This window comes from Halomonas sp. DN3 (assembly GCF_024137905.1).
Classification (GTDB): domain Bacteria; phylum Pseudomonadota; class Gammaproteobacteria; order Pseudomonadales; family Halomonadaceae; genus Halomonas; species Halomonas litopenaei.
The window spans coordinates 2,517,479-2,539,997 of sequence record NZ_CP099965.1 but is presented as its reverse complement, the minus strand read 5'-3'; the positions used below and the strand labels follow the sequence as shown (position 1 = coordinate 2,539,997).

Annotated in this window: 18 protein-coding genes; 3 read left to right on the top strand and 15 right to left on the bottom strand. The window is 66.1% G+C overall.

The window, feature by feature from the left end; translation table 11 throughout:
• Window positions 1–2: 2 nt before the first annotated feature.
• The 11 genes from NKF27_RS10935 to NKF27_RS10885 all read right to left on the bottom strand — a co-directional run bounded on the left by NKF27_RS10935 (window position 3) and on the right by NKF27_RS10885 (window position 13,424).
• Window positions 3–2,816: a DUF4347 domain-containing protein gene (locus NKF27_RS10935; protein WP_253551581.1), complete on the bottom strand. Its 2,814-nt coding sequence runs from the start codon at window positions 2,814–2,816 to the stop codon at window positions 3–5.
• Window positions 2,817–3,281: 465 nt separating this feature from the next.
• Window positions 3,282–4,022: an ABC transporter permease gene (locus NKF27_RS10930; protein WP_253029240.1), complete on the bottom strand. Its 741-nt coding sequence runs from the start codon at window positions 4,020–4,022 to the stop codon at window positions 3,282–3,284.
• A 189-nt stretch (window positions 4,023–4,211) separates the two neighbouring features.
• Window positions 4,212–4,925: an ABC transporter permease gene (locus tag NKF27_RS10925; RefSeq protein ID WP_045994541.1), complete on the bottom strand. Its 714-nt coding sequence runs from the start codon at window positions 4,923–4,925 to the stop codon at window positions 4,212–4,214.
• A gap of 291 nt (window positions 4,926–5,216) precedes the next feature.
• The gene (locus NKF27_RS10920; RefSeq protein ID WP_253551579.1) at window positions 5,217–6,059 is read right to left on the bottom strand and encodes a transporter substrate-binding domain-containing protein; all 843 of its coding nucleotides are present in this window, start codon (window positions 6,057–6,059) and stop codon (window positions 5,217–5,219) included.
• A gap of 30 nt (window positions 6,060–6,089) precedes the next feature.
• Complete coding sequence (locus tag NKF27_RS10915) at window positions 6,090–6,902, bottom strand: amino acid ABC transporter ATP-binding protein (RefSeq protein ID WP_253551578.1); 813 nt, start codon at window positions 6,900–6,902, stop codon at window positions 6,090–6,092.
• Window positions 6,903–6,909: 7 nt separating this feature from the next.
• Entirely contained in the window at window positions 6,910–8,094 is a 1,185-nt protein-coding gene (locus NKF27_RS10910; protein ID WP_253551576.1) for a pyridoxal phosphate-dependent aminotransferase, read from the bottom strand.
• A complete protein-coding gene (locus NKF27_RS10905) occupies window positions 8,091–8,846 on the bottom strand; it encodes a class II aldolase/adducin family protein (RefSeq protein WP_222569465.1) in 756 nt (251 codons plus the stop codon). The genes NKF27_RS10910 and NKF27_RS10905 overlap by 4 nt, the downstream gene beginning before the upstream one ends.
• Window positions 8,843–9,754, bottom strand: a complete 912-nt coding sequence (locus tag NKF27_RS10900) for an ABC transporter substrate-binding protein (RefSeq protein WP_231498688.1) — start codon at window positions 9,752–9,754, stop codon at window positions 8,843–8,845. The genes NKF27_RS10905 and NKF27_RS10900 overlap by 4 nt, the downstream gene beginning before the upstream one ends.
• A gap of 144 nt (window positions 9,755–9,898) precedes the next feature.
• Window positions 9,899–11,605 carry a 5-guanidino-2-oxopentanoate decarboxylase gene (locus NKF27_RS10895; protein ID WP_253551574.1) on the bottom strand — a complete coding sequence of 569 codons (1,707 nt, stop codon included), beginning with the start codon at window positions 11,603–11,605 and terminating at the stop codon, window positions 9,899–9,901.
• Window positions 11,602–12,225: an HD domain-containing protein gene (locus NKF27_RS10890; RefSeq protein ID WP_253556463.1), complete on the bottom strand. Its 624-nt coding sequence runs from the start codon at window positions 12,223–12,225 to the stop codon at window positions 11,602–11,604. The genes NKF27_RS10895 and NKF27_RS10890 overlap by 4 nt, the downstream gene beginning before the upstream one ends.
• A 17-nt stretch (window positions 12,226–12,242) precedes the next feature.
• A complete protein-coding gene (locus tag NKF27_RS10885) occupies window positions 12,243–13,424 on the bottom strand; it encodes a TauD/TfdA family dioxygenase (RefSeq protein WP_253551572.1) in 1,182 nt (393 codons plus the stop codon).
• 292 nt (window positions 13,425–13,716) lie between these two features.
• On the opposite strand from NKF27_RS10885, the gene NKF27_RS10880 reads away from it, so the two are divergent.
• Window positions 13,717–14,769 (top strand): GlxA family transcriptional regulator, encoded by a 1,053-nt coding sequence (locus tag NKF27_RS10880; RefSeq protein WP_253556461.1) that lies wholly within the window; start codon window positions 13,717–13,719, stop codon window positions 14,767–14,769.
• Window positions 14,770–14,789: 20 nt separating this feature from the next.
• Here NKF27_RS10880 and NKF27_RS10875 read toward each other — a convergent pair whose 3' ends face one another.
• On the bottom strand, window positions 14,790–16,058 hold the full coding sequence (locus NKF27_RS10875; protein ID WP_253551570.1) for a TauD/TfdA family dioxygenase: 1,269 nt from the start codon (window positions 16,056–16,058) through the stop codon (window positions 14,790–14,792).
• Window positions 16,059–16,476: 418 nt separating this feature from the next.
• Window positions 16,477–17,436 carry a GlxA family transcriptional regulator gene (locus NKF27_RS10870; RefSeq protein ID WP_253551568.1) on the bottom strand — a complete coding sequence of 320 codons (960 nt, stop codon included), beginning with the start codon at window positions 17,434–17,436 and terminating at the stop codon, window positions 16,477–16,479.
• A gap of 276 nt (window positions 17,437–17,712) precedes the next feature.
• Here NKF27_RS10870 and NKF27_RS10865 point away from each other — a divergent pair, with 276 nt between their 5' ends.
• On the top strand, window positions 17,713–18,708 hold the full coding sequence (locus NKF27_RS10865) for a GlxA family transcriptional regulator (RefSeq protein WP_253551566.1): 996 nt from the start codon (window positions 17,713–17,715) through the stop codon (window positions 18,706–18,708).
• A gap of 12 nt (window positions 18,709–18,720) precedes the next feature.
• On the opposite strand, the gene NKF27_RS10860 is transcribed toward NKF27_RS10865, so the two are convergent.
• Window positions 18,721–19,395, bottom strand: coding sequence for a Fe2+-dependent dioxygenase (locus tag NKF27_RS10860; RefSeq protein ID WP_045994549.1), 675 nt, complete (start codon window positions 19,393–19,395; stop codon window positions 18,721–18,723).
• A 218-nt stretch (window positions 19,396–19,613) separates the two neighbouring features.
• Here NKF27_RS10860 and NKF27_RS10855 point away from each other — a divergent pair, with 218 nt between their 5' ends.
• Entirely contained in the window at window positions 19,614–20,879 is a 1,266-nt protein-coding gene (locus tag NKF27_RS10855; RefSeq protein WP_253551564.1) for a hypothetical protein, read from the top strand.
• A 168-nt stretch (window positions 20,880–21,047) separates the two neighbouring features.
• On the opposite strand, the gene NKF27_RS10850 is transcribed toward NKF27_RS10855, so the two are convergent.
• Window positions 21,048–22,439, bottom strand: a complete 1,392-nt coding sequence (locus NKF27_RS10850) for a BCCT family transporter (RefSeq protein ID WP_045994800.1) — start codon at window positions 22,437–22,439, stop codon at window positions 21,048–21,050.
• Between the last annotated feature and the right edge of the window lie 80 nt (window positions 22,440–22,519).

Sequence of the window (22,519 nt, the reverse complement as noted above, 5' to 3'; positions counted from 1 at the left end):
GACTACACCTTGACCACGTCCTGGGTCACCAGTTCTGTCTTGTCGAGGGTGGTGGTCTGGCGCGATTCGGCCAGCACATCCAGCGAGCGGCCATCGGCGAAGGGCTGATCCCCCACCGTCATGGTAAAGCTCAGGGCGATGGTGCTGGCCTCTGTGGTGCTGAGGTCCGCCAGGGTAAAGACGATGGCGTTGCCATCACCGCTCGCTACGCTGGTGATATCGCCCGCCCAGCTGTTGTCTGCTGCCAGGGACCACTGGCCGGGGTCAGTACCTTCCGTCCAGCTGATGCCCGAGGTGTCGAGCAGCGGTAGCGGCAGGTAGGCGATCAACTGGAAGTTTTCGTGGTCGCCGGTGACCAGCTCGTAGCGCAGGGTGAAGGTCACCTGGTCGCCGGGGGCCAGTTCGCTGGCGCCTCCTTCGATGGCGATGTCCACCTGGCTGGTGGGCACTGTCAGTTCGGTGCTGGAGTCGTCGGTCTCGCTTTCGCCGGTCAGGTTGTTCGGGTTGAGCAGCAGGGTGGCATCGACCTCGGCGGCATTGCCCAGGCTGTCGCCTTCGTTGATGGCAGGGTGGTCGGTCACGTTCGCGTAGGCGTCATCGATGACCGCGCGATAGCTGATCAGCGCACGGGTGGCGCCGGCGTCGATCACCCCATCGAAGGCGGCGTCGCCGGCGAGCCAGGCCTGGTCATCCAGGGCGTTCTCGATCGACTGGGCGATATCGAAGACAAGGGTGGTGGTGCCATCGGCATTGACGCTGGTGGTGACCACCAGATCGATGGTGGTGGCGTCATCACCGCTGTAGAGGATCAGCGTCGGGGTGCCCTCGAGGGTCTGGCCATTGCCGAGGGTATCGGTGACGACAAGTTGACCGTCGAGCTGGGTGTCCTCGCCGAAGGCGAAGTAGTCCGACAGTGCCATCTCCAGCTGGTATTCCAGGGTATCACCCGGGGTCAGGCCGCTGGTGCCGGTATCGATGGCCAGGGTGGCGGTCTTTTCCAGGGTGATCGACTTGGCAACGAAGCTCAGCGCATCGCCGGTTCCCTCGAAACTGACCTTGCCGTCGGGGTCGTCGGGATTGCGGTCGCGATCGTCCAGCGGCAGCCAGACGCCGCTGCCGGTGGGGGCGTCAAAGGTGATCGTCTGGTCATTGCCGGTCACCGGGTCGAGGACAGGATCGCCGTTGGCATCGGTCTCCGGCACATAGAAGTCGACCCGGCTGGACTGGGCCTCGGTGAGGTTGTCGTAGGTCACCGTGTAGGAGGTGATGAAGGCATCGCTGTCGATCAGCGCCTGGATGGTCAGATCACCGGTGTAGGTGTTGCCGCTGGCCAGGGTGATGGAGGTCAGGGTGCCGTTGCCGGGATCGATGGCGGTGACCTGAACGTTGTCCGGCACCGGCTGGGTGATGACCACGTCGGTCAGGGTCTGGGCGGTGGCACCGGCACCGGCCGGTCGCACCGTGGTGACCAGGCTGTGGGGGTAGTTCTCGCCGGTGGTGGTGTCGCCCTCGCTCATGTCGAGGCTCTGCTCCACCGCTATGACCGTGGGGGTGATGGTGAAGGCGACCGCGCTACCGATCAGGCTGGGGTCCTGCTCCGGGTTGGACAGGGCATCGTTGCCAAGCTCGAAGCCGGCCATGGCCTGGATGACCAGGTCCGGGCTGCCGTTGGTCTGGGAGGTATCGGCCAGTTCGCTCAGCTCGCCGGTAAAGGTGACGTCGATGCTTGGCTGGTCGCTGGTCAGGCTGGCGAAGGGCAACGCCGCCACCACCAGGGTGTCGCCGGCCTGGGCCCCATAGGCCGAGGCCAGCACGGTGATCGGGTCGCCATTGGCGTCCTTTGCCAGGGGATGCACCGCCTCACCGTTGGCGTCGAAGGTCACCTGGTAGAGGTCCAGTTGCCCCCCCAGGTAGCTGGCCGAGGTGATGACAATGCCATCGTCGACCTCGGCGCCTGCGCCGTCCTTGCCGGTGGCGGGCACGATCAACTGGACAAAGGGGGCGTAGCCCTCCTGGGCAGTGGAAGCATTGGACACGCTGACGGTGAACTGAAATTCCTCGCCCAGCGGCACCTCTGTTGCAGATTCGCCGAGCGACGCCGTGGGCTCGGCGTCGGCCAGCAGGCCATCCAGGGTTGCCAGGGCGGCGAGTGCTACGCCACGGTCCTCAGCCAGCTGCCCCTGTTGACGCTCCAGTTCCCAGTCGCCGCCCAGGCCACTGTGGCCGGTATCATCGGCGGAGGCGCCCACGTCCATGCCGGTGGCATTGGCGAGGCCTTCCACCAGTTCGAGCCCTGCGTCGGTGGCGCCGATGCGACAGCCGTAGAGCAGCAGGTCGGCGTCGGCCGTCAGTGCCTCGCGCCACTGGCCGAGGCTCGCCGTCAGGCTCGTGAGAGTGTCGTTGCCGACCCGGGTATCGCCGAGCTGAAACTGTCCTGAGGCGCCGTGGCTGAAGATCTCCACGCTCTCGACCTGGTCCATGCCGGCCAGGGCTGCGGTGATGGCCTCGATACCGTTCTCGTCGGCGTCCACCTCCAGCAGTTCGGCGTCGTCGGCAAGACCCTCGCGGATCGTCTGGCGCTGGGCGTCGGAGAGGCGGGCGTCCACCACCACCAGGTGGCGAGCCGGCGCTCCGCTACCACGGGGGCTGTCGCTGTCGCCTTGGGTGGCCGGTACCTGGCCATCGCCGTCTGTCGGCTGGTGCTGGTTGGGTTTCCCACCGTCGCCATCGCTGGCGGGGTCGGGGGTGGCCGCCATGGCGCCATCGAACAGCAGGCGTGGCTCCAGCGCGATCAGCCGTGAACGAGTTCCCTTCATACCGACTCCTGCCTTTCCTTGTTGTCACTGTATCGATGGCAGATGACGCTTTTAATGCCATTTCTGCACAATACCCTAAACATAGACGTTGAATCTCTATTCTGTGCCGAAAAAGTGGAGGGGTAGCTACCCAGATCAGGACGGTAGTGACAAGCCTATGGTAGGCGGCTGACGCCAAGGCCCCAGCCCTTCACTCGAGGGTTGGCAGGGCTCTTTTTCGGGGGAGGGCGAATGCCAGAGGTGCGCGCTGAAGCAAATAACGTGAGGGATAACGCTGAAAACGATATGGAATCGCCGACGATCCCGGGATGGACGTGAGTCGAGGACGGGCGAGCCGAGCAGGCGCGTGAGGAAAAGTAGAAAATGCACCCTGTGCCGGCGGTCGATCGACGTTGGCCGGCACAGGGAAGGCGGGAAGGTCACATCGACATGGGCGTCGATGCCGGTGCGGATGGCGAAGCGACGTTACACCCGACGTGGTTGTCCAAAGGGGCGCCAGGCGCGACGTACCGGTTGTACCCCCGGAAAGTGGTGCTCGACCTGACGCAGGCACAGCGTCAGCACGATGGTCAGCAACAGATAGACGGCGGCGATCAGCAGCAGTGGTTCGTAGGTCAGGAAGGTCTCGTCGCGAATGATGTTGGCCGCCTGGAGCAGATCCATCATGGCGATGGTCGAGACCAGCGGGATCGACTTCAGCAGCAGGATCATCTCGCCGGTGAGGGTGGGCAGACACAACTGTACCGCGCGGGGTAGCCACAGACGCCAGAATACCTGGAACGGGCTGAGGCCGAAGGCCCGCCCGGCCTCGCGCTCGCCAGGCGGTACGCTGAGCAGGGCACCGCGCAGGATCTCGCCGCTGTAGGCGCCGACCGAGAGGGTGAAGGTAAGGGTGGCGTAGAAGAACGGGTCGCGCAGCAAGCCCCAGAAGATGCTGTCCTGGATGCCGGGGATGCCTTCCAGCAGCCGACCCACGCCGTAGTAGAAGAAGAAAAGCTGCACCAGCAAGGGGGTGCCGCGAATGACCGAGGTCACCGCCGTGGCCGTCCAGGCCAGCGGTCGGGGGCCCCTGATGCGTGCCATGGCCATGCCGACGGCCAGGGTGAGGCCGGCGATGGCCGACACCAGCAGCAGCCACAAGGTATTGATCAGGCCTTCGATGAGGTATTCCTGATAGAAAGGGTCGCTCAACCAGCTGAAGTCCATGTCAGGTCTCCCGGGGCTGGAGGTGAGAGTGAGGCTGGCCGCGTTTGACACGCCGTGAACGTCCAAAGGGCGCAATGAAATGACACCAGCGCATATCAGGTCTCCCGGGGCTGGAGGTGAGAGTGGGGCTGGCCGCGTTTGACACGCCGTGAACGTCCAGAGGGCGCAATGAAATGACACCAGCGCATATCAGGTCTCTTGGCTCTGGGGCTGTCCACGCCTGACCCGGCGCTCGATCAGCGCGAAGACCAGGTTGGACGACAGCGTCATCATCAGATAGAGCACACCGGCGGCGGCGTAGAACAGAAAATGCGCACGGGTGCTGGCGGCGGCCTGTTGGATGGTGAAGAACAGTTCGCTGTAGCCGATCACGCTGATCAGGGCGGTGTCCTTGATCAGGATCAGCCAGAGGTTCGACATCCCTGGCAGGGCGTTGGGCAGCATCGCCGGCAGGGTGATGTGGAGAAAGCGTGCCCAGGGGGAAAAGCCGAAGGCGTCGGCGGCCTCGAGCTGGCCCTTGGGGATGGCGGAGATGGCGCCGCGGAACACCTCTGTCATGTAGGCGCCCTGGACGAAGGCTAGCACCCCCACGGCGGTGACGAAGCCGTTGATGGCGACCTGCCCGGGCAGGCCGAGGGCGTTGGTCAGGGCGGTCAGCGCCTGGGAGCCGGCATAGTAAAGCAGGATGATCAGCAGAAGCTCCGGCACCGCACGCACGCCGGTGGAGTAGGCGCCGCCGATTCCGCGCAGCCAGGCGTGTCGAGACAGCCGGCAGGCGGCACCGACAAAGCCAAGCAGCACGCCGATGGCGTAGGCCAGGCAGGCGATCTGCAGGGTGGTGAGGGCGCCGTCGAGGATCGGTCCGGCCCAGTCGGCCAGCCCCTCCTGAGAAGCGTTGTTCATGGAGCATTCTCGTCGTGGGTGAAAGTCGCGATGGCAGCGGGCCTGGTGCGCATCCGGCGTCTGTTGCCGGCGTTCGACCAGGCCACGGCCTCAGGGAGAAGCGTCGTTCACACGAGCGCGTCGCCGATAGGTTCTGGGCTTTAGACGAAAAGTCGACGAGCGATGGTTAGACAAGGCAAAAATCGGTGAGAAAGCGCAGTTTACGTTTGTAAATGAGCATTCTGACCGGTCTGGCGCACCAGCCGATTTTTAACGCCGTATTACCGAGCGCAGACACTTTTCGTACAGGCCCTAGCCCACGCAGACGTCGGTGCCGAAGTAGCGCTCGGACAGCTCGCTGCAGATGCCCTGCTGATTGACCGCCTCGATGGCGGCGTTGACGTCCTCGGTCAGGGCGTCGTCCTCCTGGCGCAGGCCGATGCCGACGCCTTCACCGTAGGCCTCGTGGTGCGGCGCCGTGGCCTTGATCTCGAAGTCGGCGGCTTCATCGCGTTCGACCAGCTCGATCATGGCGATCTCGTCGGCCAGGATCAGGTCCAGGCGGCCGGAGAGCAGGTCGCGATTGACCTGTTCGGCCTGGTCGTACAGACGGATGTCGACGCCGCTGTCACGCAGGGCGCGACGGGCGTAGGTGGCGTTGGTGGTGGCGCTCTGCACCCCCAGCACCTTGCCGTCCAGGCCCTCGGGCGGCTCGATCTCCAGTGAGCGGGCGGCGACGTAGGCACCGGGCGTGAAGTAGTAGGGCGAGCTGAAGTCGATGACTCGCAGGCGCTTCTCGGTGATCGACATGGAGTTCATGATCATGTCGATGCGTCCGGCCTTGAGCGAGGGGATGATACCGCTCCAGCCGGTCGGGGTGATCTCGCACTCACGGCCCATCTGGTCGCAGATGGCCGATGCCAGTTCCACCTCGAAACCGGTCCAGTCACTGTCGGAGGAGGTGTAGGTGAAGGGCGGATAGGGTTCGGCGGAGATGCCGATCTTGAGGGGCTCGCCAGCGTCCTGGTTGGCTGCCTGGTCGGTCGCATGGGCGCTGCCGATGGTGGCGGCAGCGAGTGTCGTGGCGAGCGCGACGCCCAGGGCAAGGCGACGAGCGAGGTCGGCTGACGGGCGCAGGGAATGGGATACGGTCATGGGAACTCCTGGTTGTTGTGTGACTGGCAGTCAAGCTGCGGGGGCGATGAAGCGCCGGCAGCGTTCGTTGTCGCTGTGTTCGAAGATGCGCTCGGGGGAGCCGGCTTCGCCGACGACGCCGCGGTCGAGAAACACGATCTGGTCGGACACCTCCCGGGCGAAGGCCATCTCGTGGGTCACCATCAGCATGGTGCGCCCCTCGTCGGCCAGGCCGCGGATGACCCCCAGCACCTCGTTGACCCTCTCCGGGTCCAGCGCCGAGGTGGGCTCGTCGAACAGCAGGATCTCGGGCTCCATGGCCAGCGCTCGGGCGATGGCCACGCGCTGCTGCTGGCCACCGGAGAGAAAGGCCGGGTAGGCGTCGGCGCGCTCGGCCATGCCGACGCGCTCCAGATAGTGGGCGGCCAGGGCGTTGGCCTTCCTGCGTGAGATTCCCTTGACCCGCACCGGGGCCTCGCTGACGTTGCCGAGCACGGTCAGGTGCGGCCAGAGGTTGAACTGCTGGAATACCATGGAGACCTTGCCGCGCAGGCGTTGCAGCTGATGGCGACTGAGCGGCATGTCGGTATGGCTGCTGCGGGGGCCCTGCTCGGTGAAGCGGATGCGTTCATCGGCGATGGACAGGCTGCCCTGCTGGGGTCGCTCCAGCAGGTTCATGCAGCGCAGCAGGGTGCTCTTGCCGGAGCCACTGGCGCCGATGATGGTGGTCACAGTGCCTTCGGCGACGCTCAGGGAGACGTCGCGCAGCACGCTGGTGTCCCCGTAGCGCTTGACGAGGTGACGAGCCTCGACCACGGGGGAGGTCGGGCTCAAGTCGTCGCTGGTGGTGACGGATGGTGGCATAGGCGACTCAGGGGCTGGTGACAAGACAGGCATCGGCAAATTCACGAAGCCGTGTTGCGGCGCGACTCAGGCGCTCCGGGGGCTGGGTCAGGCTCAGCCTCACAAAGCCAGCCGCCGAGGGGCCGAAGGCCTCACCGGACAGCACCGAGATGCCGCATTCGTCGAGCAGGCCATCGGCGAACTCGGCCGATGACAGACCAGTGGCGCGGATGTCGACCATCACGAACATGCCGGCGTCCGGGCAGATCGCCTTGACCGAGTCGGCACCGTCTAGGGCGCGGCAGACGCTGTCGCGGCGTTCACGGTAGGCGGCGTGCATGGTGGCAAGCTCGGGGAGGTCGCTGTCGAGCGCGGTGATCGCCGCGTCCTGGATAAAGTCCGGGCAGCCGTACAGCATGCACAGCGCCAGATTGTCCAGGTGCTCGATCAGCGCCTCGGGCGCGACCACCCAGCCCAGCCGCCAGCCGGTCATGGCGTGGGACTTGGACAGGCTCGAGATCACCACGCTGCGATTGGCCATGTCGGGCAGCGCCAGCGGGCTGTGGTGCTCGCCCTCGAAGACCAGCTCGGCGTAGACCTCGTCGGAGATCAGCCAGAGGTCATGGCGGTGACACAGCTCGGCGATCTGCTCCCACTGCTGCCGGGTCATCGACTGGCCGGTGGGGTTGTGGGGGCTGTTGAGCAGGATCGCCCGGGTGTTGTCGGTGATCGCGGCGGCGATATCGGCCACGTCGAGTCGAAAGCCGGCCTCTGGCCGCAGCGGCACTCGGGCCAGTCGTGCACCGGTCGACTGGATCACCGCCTCGTAGGTGACGTAGCTCGGCTCCGGCACGATCACCTCGTCGCCAGGGTCGAGCAGGCACTGGGCGGTGGCGTAGAGCCCGCACTGGGCGCCGGCCATCACGATCAGCCGCTCGGGGGACACCTCGACACCCTGATGGCGACGATAGTGGCGGCTGATGGCTTCGCGCAGCTCACCCTTGCCCTGGACGTCGGCATAGTGGGTCGCGCCGCGGTCGAGGCTTTGCTTGGCCGCCTCGATGATCGGGGCGGGGGTGGTGAAGTCGGGATCGCCCACCGACAGTACGGTGATGTCTTCACCGCTGGCCTGGCGCTTCAGCGCACGCACATGGATGTCCCAGGCGGCGGCGCCTTCGCCGGCGATGCGTTGGGTCAGGGCGGAGACTTTCATGGTGAAGGGTCCTTGTTGTCGGAAGCGGCGGGAGCGTCGATGCCGAGGCGGCGCAGTTCCGCCCGCCAGGCAAGCTCGGTGCCCTGGGGGCTCGCGGCCCAGTCGTCGTACTGGCGGGCGACCTTTTCGCAAAGCTCAGGACTGGCGCTGACCAGCGCCGCCCCGGTGGCCTGGGCCGCGAGCTGGGCCTGGCAGGAGCGCTCCAGGTCGCGCATGCGCAGAAAGGCGTCGCCGACGCTTTCGCCGACCACCAGCAGGCCGTGCTGGCGCAGGATCATGCTCATGTGCTCGCCGAGGTCACGTACCAGCCGTTCGCGCTCGTCCAGGTCGAGGGCGATGCCCTCGTAGTCGTGATAGCCGATGCGTCGATAGAACTGCATCGCCCACTGGTTCAGCGGCGCGAGGCCCTGCTCGAGGCAGGACACGGCGACCCCGGCGACGCTGTGGGAGTGCAGTACACAGTGGGCGTCGGGACGCGCCGCGTGGATGGCGCTGTGGATGGTAAAGCCGGCCGGGTTGATGCCGAGGCCGGTGGGATCGTCGAGCACCTGGCCGTGCTCGTCGACAGTCACCAGAGAGTCGGCGGTGACCTCCTCGAAGCGCAGACCGAAGGCATTGAGCAGGAAGCGCCCCGGGGCGACTCGTGCCGAGATATGGGTCGAGATGCCATCGTCCATGCCATCCATGGCCATCAGCCGGTAGGCCGCGGCCAGGTCGCGGCGGATGCGCTGCTGGCGGCTGTCTTCGCTCACAGGCTCGCCTCCAGGGCGGCCAGGGCGTCATCGCCGTCGCGGGTGGTGACGCCTTCGAGGAAGGCAGCGCGCTTGTCGGGATGCTGCTCGAGCCACTCTCGGGCGACCTCATCGAGGTCACGCTCCTCGAGGCTGAAGGCCTTGATGAACTCGCTCTGCTCATGCGCGCTGAACACGAACTGGTCGAGCAGTCGGGTCAGGTTGGGATTGGCCTCGGCGAACTCGCTGGCGACGATGGTCTTGACGTCGCTGCGGCCGTTGTCGGGGCCGAACACGCCTTCGCTGTCGTCGAGAATGTGCACGTCGTACTCGGGGATCATCCAGTGAGGCGTCCAGCCGTAGAAGACGATCCAGCGTTGTTCGTTCACCGCCGCCTTGACTTCGCTGAGCATGCCGGGGGTCGAGGAGGACATGACCTCCCAGTCACCGAGCCCGTGGGTGTCGCTGTCGATGGCGGCGTGGATGAAGTCGGTCACGGTGGAGCCGCTTTCGATCGAGTAGAAGGTGTGCTCGAAACGCTCGGCGTTCTGCGCCTCGCCCAACTGGGAAGCGTCGGTGATACCGGCCTCGGCCACGTAGCCGGGCACGGCGAATCCCATGCGCGCGCCGGTCACGTTGTTGCCCAGATCGACGATGGCGTCCGCCGCCATGGCGGCGTCGTAGCTTTCCTGCTGGGCCGGCAGCCAGCCGGCCAGAAAGGCGTCGCTGTCGCCGGTGGTCAGGGTCTTGTAGCCCACCGTGGAGCTGAGCTCCTGGCGTTCGACCTGGTAGCCCAGGGGCGCGACGAGCTGCGCCAGGATCTCGCTCTTGACGGTGACCCCGGGCCAGGGCGGGACGACCAGGCTCAGCTCATCGTCGCGGTCAGCGGCCTGGGCGGAGGCGGCGGCAAGGCCGAGCGCGGCTGCCAGGGCGATGGAACGGGGCTTGTGCGAGAAACATCGAGTCACGGGGAACTCCTTCGTTATTTTATGAATGCATAAGTGATGCATAACTGATGCATAAGTGATGCATGGTCGGGACGCCGTCGATCCGCTCGGCGCCGGCGTCCTGCCTCAGTGTTCGAGCTGGCGACACCAGGCCAGGGCGTCGATCTCGACGATCAGCGGTGAGCCGGCATCATTCAGGCTTGAAAGCGCCGACGCCAGGTCGTCGGCGCCGGCGGCCTGACGATAGCGGCAGTCGAAGGCCTGGGCGAGGGCGGCGAAGTCCGGGGGAGCCAGATCGACACCCACGTGAGCGACACCGTCGGCGCTCATGTAACGGCGTATCTCGTCGTAGCCGTCGTTGTTCCAGATCAGGATCGCCAAGGGCCTTGCCAGGGCGGTGTCGGCGCAGGCCGCATCGCTCGAATCACGGTCGATTGACCCCTGCTCGGCGCGAGCCCGGTCGGCCTCCAGGGCGATATCCCGGGCGGTGGCTAGCTCTCCCAGCACGAACTGCAGGCCGCCGTCGCCGACCAGCGCCACCACCGGCAGATCCGGTCGTGCCAGTCCCGCGCCCAGGGCCGCAGGCAGGCCGTAGCCCAGGGTGCCGAAGCCGGTGGCGGCGTTGAACCAGCGACGTGGCGCCGGGCGCCTGGCCACCACGTTGCCGGCGTACACCGGGCCGGTGGAATCGCCGACGATGATCGCCTCGGGCAGTACCTCGTCGAGGGTGGCAAACAGCGGCCGATAGCGCGCGAGCTCCGGGTCATCGGCGAGGGCCAGCTCGTGGCGCACGCGCTCGCAGCGCTCGCGACCGACTTCTCGTTGTGGCCGGCCTTCATCTTCGCCGCGCTCCAGTGCGACCAGCAGGGCCTCGGCGGTCAGCCCGATATCGGCCACCAGGGCCAGGTCGGCGATGTGACTGCGCGCCAGCTGCTCGGCGTCCAGATCGACCCGGATCAGTCTGCCCTCGAGCTTGAAACCGTCGTCGAACACCAGGTCGTAGTCGGTTTCGCCGAGTTCGGTGCCAAGGGCCAGGATGACGTCGGCCTGCCGGGCCAGTCGGCGTGTCGCCGGCAGGCTGGCGGTGGCGCCCAGGTCCAGCGGATGGTCGGCACCGAGCAGCCCGCGGGCATTGATGGTGGTCAGGGTGGGGGCGTCCAGGTGTTCGACCAGGGCGGTGACGCTGGTGGCGGCGGCGCAGGCGCCACCTCCCACCAGTACCAGCGGGCGCTGTGCCTCGCCCAGCAGTCGGCTGGCGGCCGCGACGGCCTGGGGCGCTGGCGCCGGGGGAAAGACGCGCATCACAGCAGGCATCGGTGCCTTGACCGGGGCGGCGAACAGATCGATGGGGATCTCGATATGCACCGGCCCCGGGCGTGCGCCCTGGAACACGGCGAAGGCGCGGGCCAGCACTTCGGGCAGCGCCTCGGGATCGAGCAGGGTATGGCTGAAGCGCGCCACCCCGGCCAGGGTCTGGCCCTGATGGGGCATCTCGTGGAGACGGCCCTGGCCGCGCCCAAGCGTCGACACGGTATTGACGCTGGAAATCACCAGCATCGGTACCGAATCGGCCAACGCCTGGCCCATGGCGGTGGCGATATTGGTCATGCCCGGGCCCGTGATGATAAAGCAGGCGGCGGGTCGCCCGCTGGCCCGGGCGTAGCCGTCGGCCATGAAACCGGCGCCCTGTTCGTGGCGTGGCGTGAAGTGGCGAAGTCGCGAATGCTCAAGGCCCCGGTACAGCTCGACGGTGTGCACGCCGGGAACGCCGAAGACGGTGTCGATTCCCTGGGCCTCGAGCAGCTCGATCAGGCGCTGGGCGCAGGTGGTCATCGGCAGGCCTCCCGGTCATTCGCCAGGGGCTCGGGGCTCGAGTCGCTGTCCTCCACCACGCTCGGCAGGCCACCGAAGGGTTCGCGGCCCATAACGTTTTCGATCATCGGCAGGAAGGCGTCCAGTGGCAGGGTGTCGTAGTCGGGGTCGAAGCTGGTCTGGTCCCAGTCGTCGCAGAAGCGCACCGTGCGGGCGTAGGCCGGGTGGTCGCGATAGGCCTCACGGGCGTGGCGATCCTGGCCGAAGAAGTGGCGGTAGTGGTAGCCCTGAAACAGCTCGTGGTGACGGATCATCCAGACATTGAGCGGGTCGACGAAAGGCTCGAGGATGGCGGCGGCGATCTCGGCGTGATTGGCCGGGGCCAGGTCGTCGCCGATGTCGTGGAGCAGGGCACAGACCACGGTCTCTTCATCGGCGCCGTCACGCAGCGCGCGGGTGGCGGTCTGCAGACAGTGCTCGTAGCGGTCCACCGGGTAGCCGTGGGTGTCGCCCTTGAGTCGCTCGAGATGGGCGAGCACACGACGGCAGGCGTCGCTCTGGTAGGCACGAAAGTGCCGGTCGATCAGGCGCCACTCTTCGGCGGTGCTCTGGTCAAAGCGCGCGAAGCGGGCCTGGGTCAGTGCGAGATCGCTGGTGCTCATGCGCTGGCCCCCTGGGTGGTTCGTGCGAGGTTGTTGGCGGCACCGGCTTCCGAGTCGTGTGCGGGCTTGAGCCGATCCTTCAGCAACAGGCGTCGACTGGCGGTGCTGTCACGATCCACGTAGCCCTGGCGCAGGTGGCGTACGCCGCCTTCGAGCTGAAAGGCGGTACGCCCGTGCAGCAGGCGGTAGTTGTCCATGATCAGCATCTCGCCAGGGGACAGCTTGAGTTCGAGGGTGAGCTCGGACGAGCGAATCAGTTGGTAGAAGGCCTTGCGGGCGGCGTAGTAGCGGCGCAGCAGGGCGCTGTCCATCAGGTCGATACGCTCGGTGCGGTTGGAGTAGCGTACCCGCGTCACCTCGCCCCGGGCGTCGAGCTCGATCAGCGGACCTTCGCTCTCCAGACGGGTGGTCTCGTCGTGGTAACGAAAGCGCGGGGTCACTTCGGTCAGGCAGGCGAAGGCGTCGGGATCCTGCTGACGCAGGCGTCGAGCGGCCTCGAAGCCGTCCACCAGGGTGCTGTCGCCACCATCGGCGGCGTTGGTCAGACAGTGCAGCCAGATGTAACCGGGGATCGGATCGCGATAGGGGTTGTCGGTGTGCGGCTCGAGGCCACGCTGGGTCATGGTCAGGTCGTAGGCGTTGGCCACCGACTTGACGTCGGCGATGCCGCCCCAGTTGGTCCGGCGCAGCGGGCCGATACGGTCGATCAGCGGCTGCATGCCGTCTTCGCTGACCGGTACATCCGTGACGCGCACGAAACCGAAGCGATGCAGCTGGTCGAGCAGATCGAGCAGCGCCGGATCGCTTTCCAGTGCTTGCTTGAAGCTGGCTTGCGGGGGTGTGGCGAGCGTCGAGTCCCAGTACACCCGTGAGGCGTTGTCGTCCGAGCGCTGGCAGCGCACGGCATCCTCGAGCTCGTCGATCGTGATGCTGCCTCGATGGCCATCGGAGAAGGCCACGACCAGCCGCTCATCCTGGACGTCTGCCTTGGTGAGGATCAGATCCAGCGGTAGTTCGGCGGCCTCGATCAGACGCTGCCCGGTCTGGGGGTCCAGGGTTTCGGCATCGGGCAAGCGTTCGCGCAGCCACAAGGCATCAAGACGGTGATGCCCTTCACCAAGGGTCAGCGCCAGTTGGTGGCCGTCATCGGTCAGTTGCGGGGGCGTCTGCTGGGTCATCGTCGAGGCTCTCTCCGGATTCGATCGGTCTGGCATTGTAGGAGGCTCACCAGGTCGAGGAAGGGCGGTTCGACACCTGGCGTCGCTGTCTGGGCTACAGGTTACTGTGCTATTTGGGATACAATTTGATCAAATTCGCCATAGCCTTGATAAAATTCGCCCCATGTCGGACGTTGAACACCACTTGCACAGTGACATAGACAGCCACGCCAACAGCCACGCCAACCGCCAGGCAGACAGCGAGGCCCGCTGGCCCGACAGCCATCCCTATCCGCGTCCGGACTCGCCGCCGCTGTTGTCGCCCGACCAGGCCGAACACACCCTGGACGTGTGGCTGGTGCCCAAGTTTTCGATGCTGACGCTGTTCTGCCTGCTCGAGCCGCTTCGGGTGGCCAACCGTTTTGGTCGGGATCTGTTTGCCTGGCGCCTGCTGTCCGCCGATGGCGAGGCGGTGACGGCCAGTAATGGCGTACGCATCGATGTCGATGGACGTCTGTCCGAAGTTACCGAGGCCGACTGGTACCAGGGGCTGGCGTCAAAGGGGCGTCTGATGGTGGTGTCGTCCTATGAGCCGGAAGCCTGTATCGGTGCCGAGGATCTGGCGCTGCTCAAGCGACTGGCGGCCCATGGCGTCTGGCTTGGGGGGGTGGACACCGCACCCTTTATCCTGGCCAGGGCGGGCGTACTGGAGGGCTATCCGGTGGCGCTGCACTGGGAAAGCGTGCCGGCCTTTCGCGAGGAGTTCCCTGAGCTGGAAGTGCGAGCGGACAGCTACGTCTGGGAAGGCGGACGTCTCACCGGCTCCGGCGGCGCCGCCAGCATCGACATGATGCTCGAGTGGATCGTGACCCTTTATGGTCCTTCGCTGGCCGAGGCGGTGGGGCGACAGATCGTGCATTCGCGGCCAGCGGAGGCGAGGGGAGCCGCAACATCGCAGCAAGCAGCAGGGAGGGCTGGGGCCAGCACCGGCTGGGTAGCGGATCGGGCTTCGCCCAGGGAGCTGCCGCGTGGGGTGCTGCGCGCACTGGCGGTAATGGAGGCCAATCTCGCCCAGGCGCTGCCGATTCCCGACGTCTGTCGTCTGGCGGGCCTGTCCCAGCGCCAGTTGACCCGGCTATTCGTGCAGGAGTTCGGCGAGACGCCCAAGCAGTGCTATCTGAACATGCGGCTGGACCAGGCCCAGCGCATTCTAGCCGACAGTCGCATTGCGGTGACCGAGGCCGCGGTGGCGGTGGGCTTCAGCCACCTGGCGCACTTCTCCAGGGCTTACCGCAAGCGCTTTGGCGAGGCGCCGAGCGTGACCGCCCGGCGTGGGCTGCGGCCACCGGCGCCGGCGGAAGGCTAGCCGGTGGCCTGGCATCGCTGCTAGGCCTGTCCGGCCTCGGCCAGTTCCCGCTCGCGGCGACGGCGCTGGACGATGCGATAGCGCGAGCGCACCTCATCGCGCTCGAGGTAGCAGCCCTGCAGCCAGCGGTGGCCGGAGTCGCCTTCAAAGGCGTCCCGAGCGTGCAACAGGCGGCGATTGTCGAAGATCACCAGGTCGCCGGGAGCGTAGGTGAAGCGCATGGCGAAACGGGGCTCGCGCAGGCGCTGCTGGAGCGCCATCAGTGCCCGGTAGGCCTCCTCGACCTGGTCGAAGTCGGTCATCAGCGGGCCGCGCAGGAAGTCGGCGATGCGCACCTCGAGCAGTTGCTGCTGTTCATCGAGCACGATCATCGGCGAGTGCCAGACGTAATCGGTGGTCTTGGCGGTATTGGCGTAGCGCCAGTGGACGCGAGTCAGGGTAGCGAAGGCCTCGGGGTCTTCCTCGCGCAGGGCCTCGGCCACTGCGAAACCATCGAGCATTACCGCCTGGCCGCCGGCCACGCTGTTCTCGAGACAGTGCAGGAACTGAAGACCGGGATGGTACTCGCGGGTCGGCAGGTCCACGTGGGGCGGCAGGGCAATCGAGGTGTAGGCGTTGGAGTCCGGGTCCGGCTTGGCGCGAACGTTGAACAGGGTGCCGAAGTTGGTGGCCCGCAACGGCCCGAAGCGCTCGGCGATGTTCTCCAGGGTGCCGGGCTCGGTGGGCAGGCCGCGTAGCCGCACGAGGCCGTGGCGCAGCAGCGCGTCAAGCGCCGGTGCCAGGATCGTCTCTTCTTCGGGGCTGTCGGTCTGCGTCGCGGTCCAGCCGCCGGCGTCCAGGGTGACCGGTTCCTTGTCCTGGCCGCCGAGCCAGGTCTCGACCGGTACCAGCGGTGCCAGCGGATCCTCGGTGTTATCGTAGTCGTGGGCTCTCAGCCAGCCGGGGTGAAAGCGCAGGCTGCGCTGTTCCGGCGTCATCAGCAGTTCGACGGCGCCGCTGGCGTCCAGCGTCGCTTGGGCAATTTCCGGCCAGGCGTCCAGGCTCGACAGATCGAGGATGCGCTCCCTTGTCGCTGGATTGATGGTGCTGTCGTCGGCGGCGTTTTCGCGCAGCCAGACGCTGTGATAGCGGCTGACACGGCCGTCCTGCCAGTTCACGGTCAGCACCCTTGGCGTCGAGGCTACGCTTGCGATGGGCACCTCGATGGGCCAGGCGTCATAGTCCGGGGTGCGCGGTAGATCGACCGACGCGGACTGCTGGTGTTCGCTGGTGTGCTGTGGCTGGTTCATCGGGACTCCGTCGAAGCTGGGACGGGCGCGTGGTGCGTCATGGATGGCAGCGCCCGCGCTGTGCGTCATGGATGGCAGCGCCGACTGGCGCTCAAGTGGGGACCAGCTTGCCTGTCAGGCAGCACCGAAGTCGTGCATAAATCGACAGGTATCGTGCAGAGTCCGACATGCCAGGCATGCCAACTGGCCAAGGCGAACAGGGCAACAGACAGAAGGCCCGTGTCAAAGGAGGCGTCGTCTTGGCTCCCGGGGGCTGGCGCCGAGTTGTTGTCGACTGCGGGCGAAAGGCGCGGGTGAAGCTCGAAGATGGTAGGCCAGTGTCAAAGGAGGCGTCGTCTTGGCTCCCGGGGGCTGGTGCCGTGTTGTTGTCGACTGCGGGCGAAAGGCGCGGGTGAAGCTCGAAGATGGTAGGCCAGTGTTAAAGGAGCCGTCGTCTTAGCTCCCGGGGGCTGGCGCCGTGGTGCTGGCGAAAGGCGCGGGTGAAGCTCGAGGCGGACGCGAAGCCGCTGGCCAGGGCGATGTCCATGACGCCGTGACGGGTGCTGGTCACCAGATGGTGGGCCAGCGCCAGGCGGCGCTCCAGATACAGCCGGCTCGGGGTACGGGCCAGGTGGTGCTGACAGTCTCGCTCGAGCTGACGCTCCGACAGGCCGATCTGGGCGGCCAGTTCGGCGATGGCCAAGGGGGACTCCAGGTGGCTGTCCATCAGGCCGATGACCCTGGTCAGGCGTTCGGGCAGCCGCTCGAATTCGCTGGCGTCACGCTGGCGACTGGCCGGCAGGCGACGATGGTCGTGCACCAGTTGCTGCTTGACCCGCCGGGTCAGGGCATCGCCGTGGCGGCGGCGGATGGTGTCCAGCGCAAGGTCAATGGAGGCGCTGGCGCCGGCGCCGTAGAAACCGACCGGGCCGACCTCGTAGAGCGACTCCACCGCCTCGATGTCGGGATGGCGACGGCGAAATTCGGGCAGGCTTTCCCAGTGCAGGGTCACGGTGTCCTCGATCAGACCGGCGTCGGCCAGGCAGAAGACGCCGGTGTCCAGCGCCCCAAGGCAAGTGCCCTGGGCCCGGCGGTGCGCCAACCAGTCCTTGAGCGGCTGGTCCACCGCAGCCATCGGCTCGAAGCTTGTGCACACCGCCAGACTGGGCAGCCAGGGGGCATTGTCCAGGTCATGCTCGACGCTCAAGGGAATGCCGTTGCTGGCGGTGACCGGCTCGCCGTTGCGGCTGATCAGGTGCCAGCGAAACAGCGGCTGTCCGGCCAGGCGGTTGGCGATTCGCAAGGGATCGATGGCCGAGAACAGCGCCACCATGGAGAAACGCGGCAGCAATAGAAAGCCGATGGGTTCCGGGACAGGGCCCTGGTAGGTCAGACGCATGGAGGCCTCGTGGATGGTAGGGCAGGACGGCGCAGGCCACGCCAGGATCGGTGGTTCGGGTATCGGCGCACCAGTGTCAGCGGATTCAGGATCGGCCCGGTCCGCTCCGCGATGCAAGGGTGCCACCCTCGTGCGCTGCCCTCAACTCAGGGCGCAGGCGAGACACGGCCAGTCAGGAGGCGCAGCCCCACTCTACTCAGCCTTTGGACGTTATCGTCGATGCCCTCATGCTATGCTGCGCCGCAGTCACGGGCGTCGGTAAGGAGGCGGACAGCGATGGTAGAGCTCAGTGGTCAACGCCTGGAGGCGAGCGCCGGTGAAATCGAGCAAGCCGAACAGCGGCTGGGTTTTCTGCTGCTGCCGCAGTTCTCGATGATGGCGTTTTTCTCGGCGGTGGAGCCGCTGCGCATCGCCAACCGCATCGCCGGTCGCGCTCTTTATGACTGGACGCTGATCGGGCTGGGCGGAGGGCCGGTGACCGCAAGCAACGGCATGACCCTGCTGGTGGACCACCCCATGGAAGACGTCCGCAATCTGCCGTGGCTGGCGGTATGCAGCGGCTTCGATCCGGAATTGTGGATCGGCCACGGGCTCAGCGCCTGGCTCAACCGGCTCGACCAGGGGGGCTGCTGCATCGGCGCGCTGGACACCGGCGCGGTGGTGCTGGCGGAGGCCGGCTTGCTCAGGGGGCATACGGTGACCCTGCACTGGGAGACGCTGCCCACCTTCAACGAACGCTATCCCTCGATTCGCACCTGCGACGAGCTGTTCCTGCTGGAGGAGCGGCGCTTCTTCTGTGCCGGTGGCGCGGCGGCCATGGATATGACCCTGGAGATGATCGCCCGTCGCCACGGTATGGCGCTGGCGGTGGACGTGTCCGAACAATTGATTCACGACCGCCTGCGCTCGCGCACCGACCAGCAGCGAATGAGCCTGGTCAGGCGTCTTGGCACCCACCAGCCGCGGCTGGTCGATGCGGTAGCGCTGATGGAGTCGCACCTGGAAACGCCCCTGCCGCTGGCCGAGATCGCGCGCCGCAGCCGCGTGTCGAGTCGCCAGCTACAGCGCTTGTTTGCCGATGTGCTGGGCACCTCTCCCAGTGCCTACTACCTGTCGCTGCGCCTCAAACGTGCCGCCCAATTGCTCAAGGATACCGACCTCGATGTGCTGGCGATCGGGCTCAGCTGTGGATTCGGCTCGGCGTCGAGTTTCAGTCGCGCCTTCCGCAGGGCGTTCGGAACGGCGCCGCAGGCCTATCGACACCACGGCTGACCGGGCCTCAGGTCAGATCTCGGCCCACATCCGCAGCAGATTGGCCAGGCTCTTGGAGATGCTGTCGAACTCGGCGGTCTTGCCGTCGCGCTCGAAGATCTGGCGGCGAGTGGTGTCGAGGTCGAACAGCACTTCACGTTGTTCAGGATGGCGTACCTGGCTCTGCAGCCAGCCCACCGCGGCCAGTCGTTGCCCCTGGGTGACCGGGTCGACGCGATGCAGCGTCGAGGACGGGTACAGGATCATCGAACCCGCCGGCAGCTTGAAGCGCTGTTCGCCCTGGGTGGTCTCGGTGACCAGCTCTCCACCCTCGTAGCTGTCCGGATCCCCAAGGAAGATGGTGAAGGACAGGTCGGTGCGCATCGGCCCCTGGGGGGTGGGCATCACCGCGTCGTCGACGTGATTGCCGTAGGTCATGCCTTGCTGGTAGCGACTGAACATGACCGGCTTCATTCGGCGCGGGCGCGCGGCGATCTGGAACAGGGTGTGTGCGGACAGGGTCTGCATGACCTCGTCACGCAGGGCGGCGATGGCGGGCTCCTGGCTGCTCGCCTGCTGGTTGCGCTTGACCGTGCGCGCATGCCAGCCGGCGGTCTCCCGTCCGTCACGAAAGTCGCTGGCGTCCAGTGTCTGGCGAATACGCTGGAGCTGGTCGTCGGTCAGCACCTTGTCGATACACAGAATCATCGGAGGCTCCCGCAAATGCCCGTCAGTATACCCGACTGTTAATCGTTTGCATTACACTTCGTGACACGCCAGTCTAGTGGGCAGGCACCTGATGGTTTGACTGGCGCAGACATTGCCAGATCGGACATGGGTTTGCGGCAAGTGGACCCTGGTTCCATCGAGCGCAAGCCCTGAACAAGAAATTGGCCCCATGTAGACGTAGAAGGAAGGAGCACCCCATGACGCAAGAGACCCGTACCAAGCTGTGGATTGGTGTTGGCGCCAGCATCCTGCTCGGATCCAGCGCCGCCTGGGCCGACCATCACGGCGATGGCGACGATATTCACAAGGACGACACTGCCTACGAACAGAGCCACGGAGGTGAAGGTGGCGAAGGTGGCGAAGGTGGTGAAGCCGGCCACGGTGGCGAAGGTGGCGAAGCCGGCCACGGCGGTGAAGGCGGCGAAGGCGGCGAGCACGGCCACGGCGGTGAAGGTGGTGAAGGTGGTGAAGCCGGCCACGGCGGTGAAGGTGGCGAAGGTGGCGAGCGCGGCCACGGCGGTGAAGGTGGCGAAGGTGGCGAGCACGGCCACGGCGGTGAAGGTGGTGAAGGCGGTGAAGGTGGTGAAGGCGGTGAAGGTGGCGAGCGCGGCCACGGCGGTGAAGGCGGTGAAGGTGGCGAACACGGCCACGGCGGCGAAGGCGGTGAAAGTGCCTCCCTCGCCAGCGATCCCTATGCGGTCTTTGCCTATCTGACGGCGTCTTCCGGTGGTGAAGGTGGTGAAGGCGGCGAAGGTGGTGAAGGTGGTGAAGGTGGCGAAGGCGGTGAAGGTGGCGAAGGTGGCGAAGGCGGCGAAGGTGGCCACGTCGACGCGGCCAACCCTGGCGTCTACACCACTGAGCTCGCGCTGATGCTCGGCCACCTTGAGGTCGCCAAGGAGCTCTACACCGAGGGGGCCAAGACCGCGTCCTACCCCCACTTTGGTCATCCCTACCACGAGGTGTACCCCGGCATCGCGCCGGCGCTTGAGAGCCGTGGCATCGACGCTTTCGATACTGAGCTGGAAGCCTTCTCCGGCAAGGTGCAGCAGGGCGGTGACTGGAGCGAGGTCGAACAGGATTACGCATCGCTTCGCGAGACCATCCTCTCGGCCATGGCCGACGTCGACGATGGCCTCGAGCAGGATGCGGGCTTCCAGGCCAAGGTCCAGCTGGCGCTGTTGAAGACCGCGCTGCACGAGTACGAAGAAGCCGTGCATGACGGCGAGTTCAACAACGTGGTCGAGTATCAGGACGGTCGTGGCTTTGTGCTGACCGCCCGGGAGTCGCTGGAGCGCCACGCCGACATGTTCCGACAGGCGGGTGCCTACGACGCCCTGGTCGAGGGCTACGACGGGCTGCTCGAGGCCTGGCCAACGGCCAAGGCGCCGGAGTCTCCGGTGATGACGGTAGGCGAGCTGTCGGCGGCGATGTTCCCGCTGGAGGCCGAATTGGGCAAGTTCTGATGGAACTGCCCTCGAGCTAGCCTCCCAGAGCTCGCGTGAAGGGGCCGGCGTCTGCCGACGCTGGCCCCTGGACGGAAGTCCGCCAACCACACCTGGTCATGACGCAGACAGGGCCTGTTTCCAGGCCCTGTTTGCGTTGGTCGTTGGGGTGGCACTCGACAATGCGGCTCAGGAGTCCTGGCCCTGCCTGTCGCTCAGATCATCGTGCCTGCCTCGGATACGCACCAGGAAGGCGGCGACCAGGGCGAAGATACCGAAGGCAACAGGCACGGCGGCGACCGAGATCAGGGTCAGAATGACCTTGAAGATGTCGCCTTCCAGCCAGTTGATCACCACCGCCAGGGCGGCCATGGCAACGATCCAGAAGGCCCGTGAGCGGCGCACCGTCAGCATCTCGCAGACCAGTCCCGCAGAGTCGGCGCTGGTGACGAAGAACAGCAGGATGTTGAGCGCCAGGACGGCCGACAGCACGCCATGGCTGTCGAGGGTCGCCATCAGGGCGAAGACGTCCTCGGAGCCGGTCTCGAGTCCGCCGAGGCCGAAGGTGGTAAACCACAGGCAGGAGAACAGGCTCGGCACCAGCATCACCCCCAGTACCAGCTGGCGCAGGGTGCGGCCCTTCGAGATACGCGCGATGAATACGCCGGTGAACACAAACCAGCCGTACCAGGCGGCCTCGAAGGCGTACAGCCAGTCCGCCAGCCAGGCCTTGTGCTCGGGATCGCCGAGGCCGATATCGGTCGCCATCGCCGGGTACTTCACCAGGTATTCCGGCAACAGTCGGGTGAAGGTGCCGAGGATGTCCAGCGGTGAGGTCAGAACGAAGACGCTGACCATCAGGAACAGGGCGAACAGCGTGTTGTAGTTGCTCAGCCACTTGATGCCACGCTGGAGCCCCGAGGCGCTGGAGGCGATCGCGAACAGCGACAGCACCAGGATGATCAGGGTGGGGCTGGCGTCGATGCCGAAGAACTGCTCGAGGCTCTGTTTGAGCGGATCGGTGGCGTAGGAGAAGGTCAGCGACAGGCCGATGACGGTAGATACCACCAGGCTGACCAGGTTGAGCTTGCTGAGAAAGCCGCCACCAAGCAGCGTTTCGGCGGGCTTGTCGATGTTCAGGTTGTACATGGCGTGAGCGAAGATCACGCCGATCGCCAGATAGCCGGCCCAGGCCAGCAGACCCCAGTGGTTGAAGGCGTACAGCAGGGCCTGGTCGGTGCTGTGGCCGGCATCGACGTGGTAGCGCGGTTCCAGCACGCCCCAGGTCACCAGGCCGATGCCCATGCCGGTGGCGAACAGCATGCCGAGCCAGGCCAGGGTGGAAAACTCGGGATCTCCCTGGCCGAACCTGAGCCGCCCCAGGGGGGTGAACATCAGCACGGTAAAGACGATGGAGGCGGCGAAGGCCGGGTAGGTGAAGATGAAACCGAAGTTGCCGATGACGTTGACCTTGATGGCGTCAAGCAGCGTCTGGAAGGGGCCTGGGGCGAGGGCGGCAAAGGAGATCAGGGCGATGACGGTGGCCACGGTGGCGACCGAAGTGGTGATGTTCTGGTTCATTGGCGTCTCGTTGTCGTTTTGGAGGGGCGGGCGGTCGGCGGTGTCCTCGGTTGGGCAGGTTAAAGGCGACGAAAATGTGC

Excerpts from the sequence above, each read along its gene's own strand:
- NKF27_RS10935 (WP_253551581.1), bottom strand. The coding sequence starts at position 2,816 with ATGAAGGGAACTCGTTCACGGCTGATCGCGCTGGAGCCACGCCTGCTG.
- NKF27_RS10930 (WP_253029240.1), bottom strand. The coding sequence starts at position 4,022 with ATGGACTTCAGCTGGTTGAGCGACCCTTTCTATCAGGAATACCTCATC.
- NKF27_RS10925 (WP_045994541.1), bottom strand. The coding sequence starts at position 4,925 with ATGAACAACGCTTCTCAGGAGGGGCTGGCCGACTGGGCCGGACCGATC.
- NKF27_RS10920 (WP_253551579.1), bottom strand. The coding sequence starts at position 6,059 with ATGACCGTATCCCATTCCCTGCGCCCGTCAGCCGACCTCGCTCGTCGC.
- NKF27_RS10915 (WP_253551578.1), bottom strand. The coding sequence starts at position 6,902 with ATGCCACCATCCGTCACCACCAGCGACGACTTGAGCCCGACCTCCCCC.
- NKF27_RS10910 (WP_253551576.1), bottom strand. The coding sequence starts at position 8,094 with ATGAAAGTCTCCGCCCTGACCCAACGCATCGCCGGCGAAGGCGCCGCC.
- NKF27_RS10895 (WP_253551574.1), bottom strand. The coding sequence starts at position 11,605 with ATGACCACCTGCGCCCAGCGCCTGATCGAGCTGCTCGAGGCCCAGGGA.
- NKF27_RS10885 (WP_253551572.1), bottom strand. The coding sequence starts at position 13,424 with ATGACCCAGCAGACGCCCCCGCAACTGACCGATGACGGCCACCAACTG.
- NKF27_RS10875 (WP_253551570.1), bottom strand. The coding sequence starts at position 16,058 with ATGAACCAGCCACAGCACACCAGCGAACACCAGCAGTCCGCGTCGGTC.
- NKF27_RS10870 (WP_253551568.1), bottom strand. The coding sequence starts at position 17,436 with ATGCGTCTGACCTACCAGGGCCCTGTCCCGGAACCCATCGGCTTTCTA.
- NKF27_RS10865 (WP_253551566.1), top strand. The coding sequence starts at position 17,713 with ATGGTAGAGCTCAGTGGTCAACGCCTGGAGGCGAGCGCCGGTGAAATC.
- NKF27_RS10860 (WP_045994549.1), bottom strand. The coding sequence starts at position 19,395 with ATGATTCTGTGTATCGACAAGGTGCTGACCGACGACCAGCTCCAGCGT.
- NKF27_RS10855 (WP_253551564.1), top strand. The coding sequence starts at position 19,614 with ATGACGCAAGAGACCCGTACCAAGCTGTGGATTGGTGTTGGCGCCAGC.
- NKF27_RS10850 (WP_045994800.1), bottom strand. The coding sequence starts at position 22,439 with ATGAACCAGAACATCACCACTTCGGTCGCCACCGTGGCCACCGTCATC.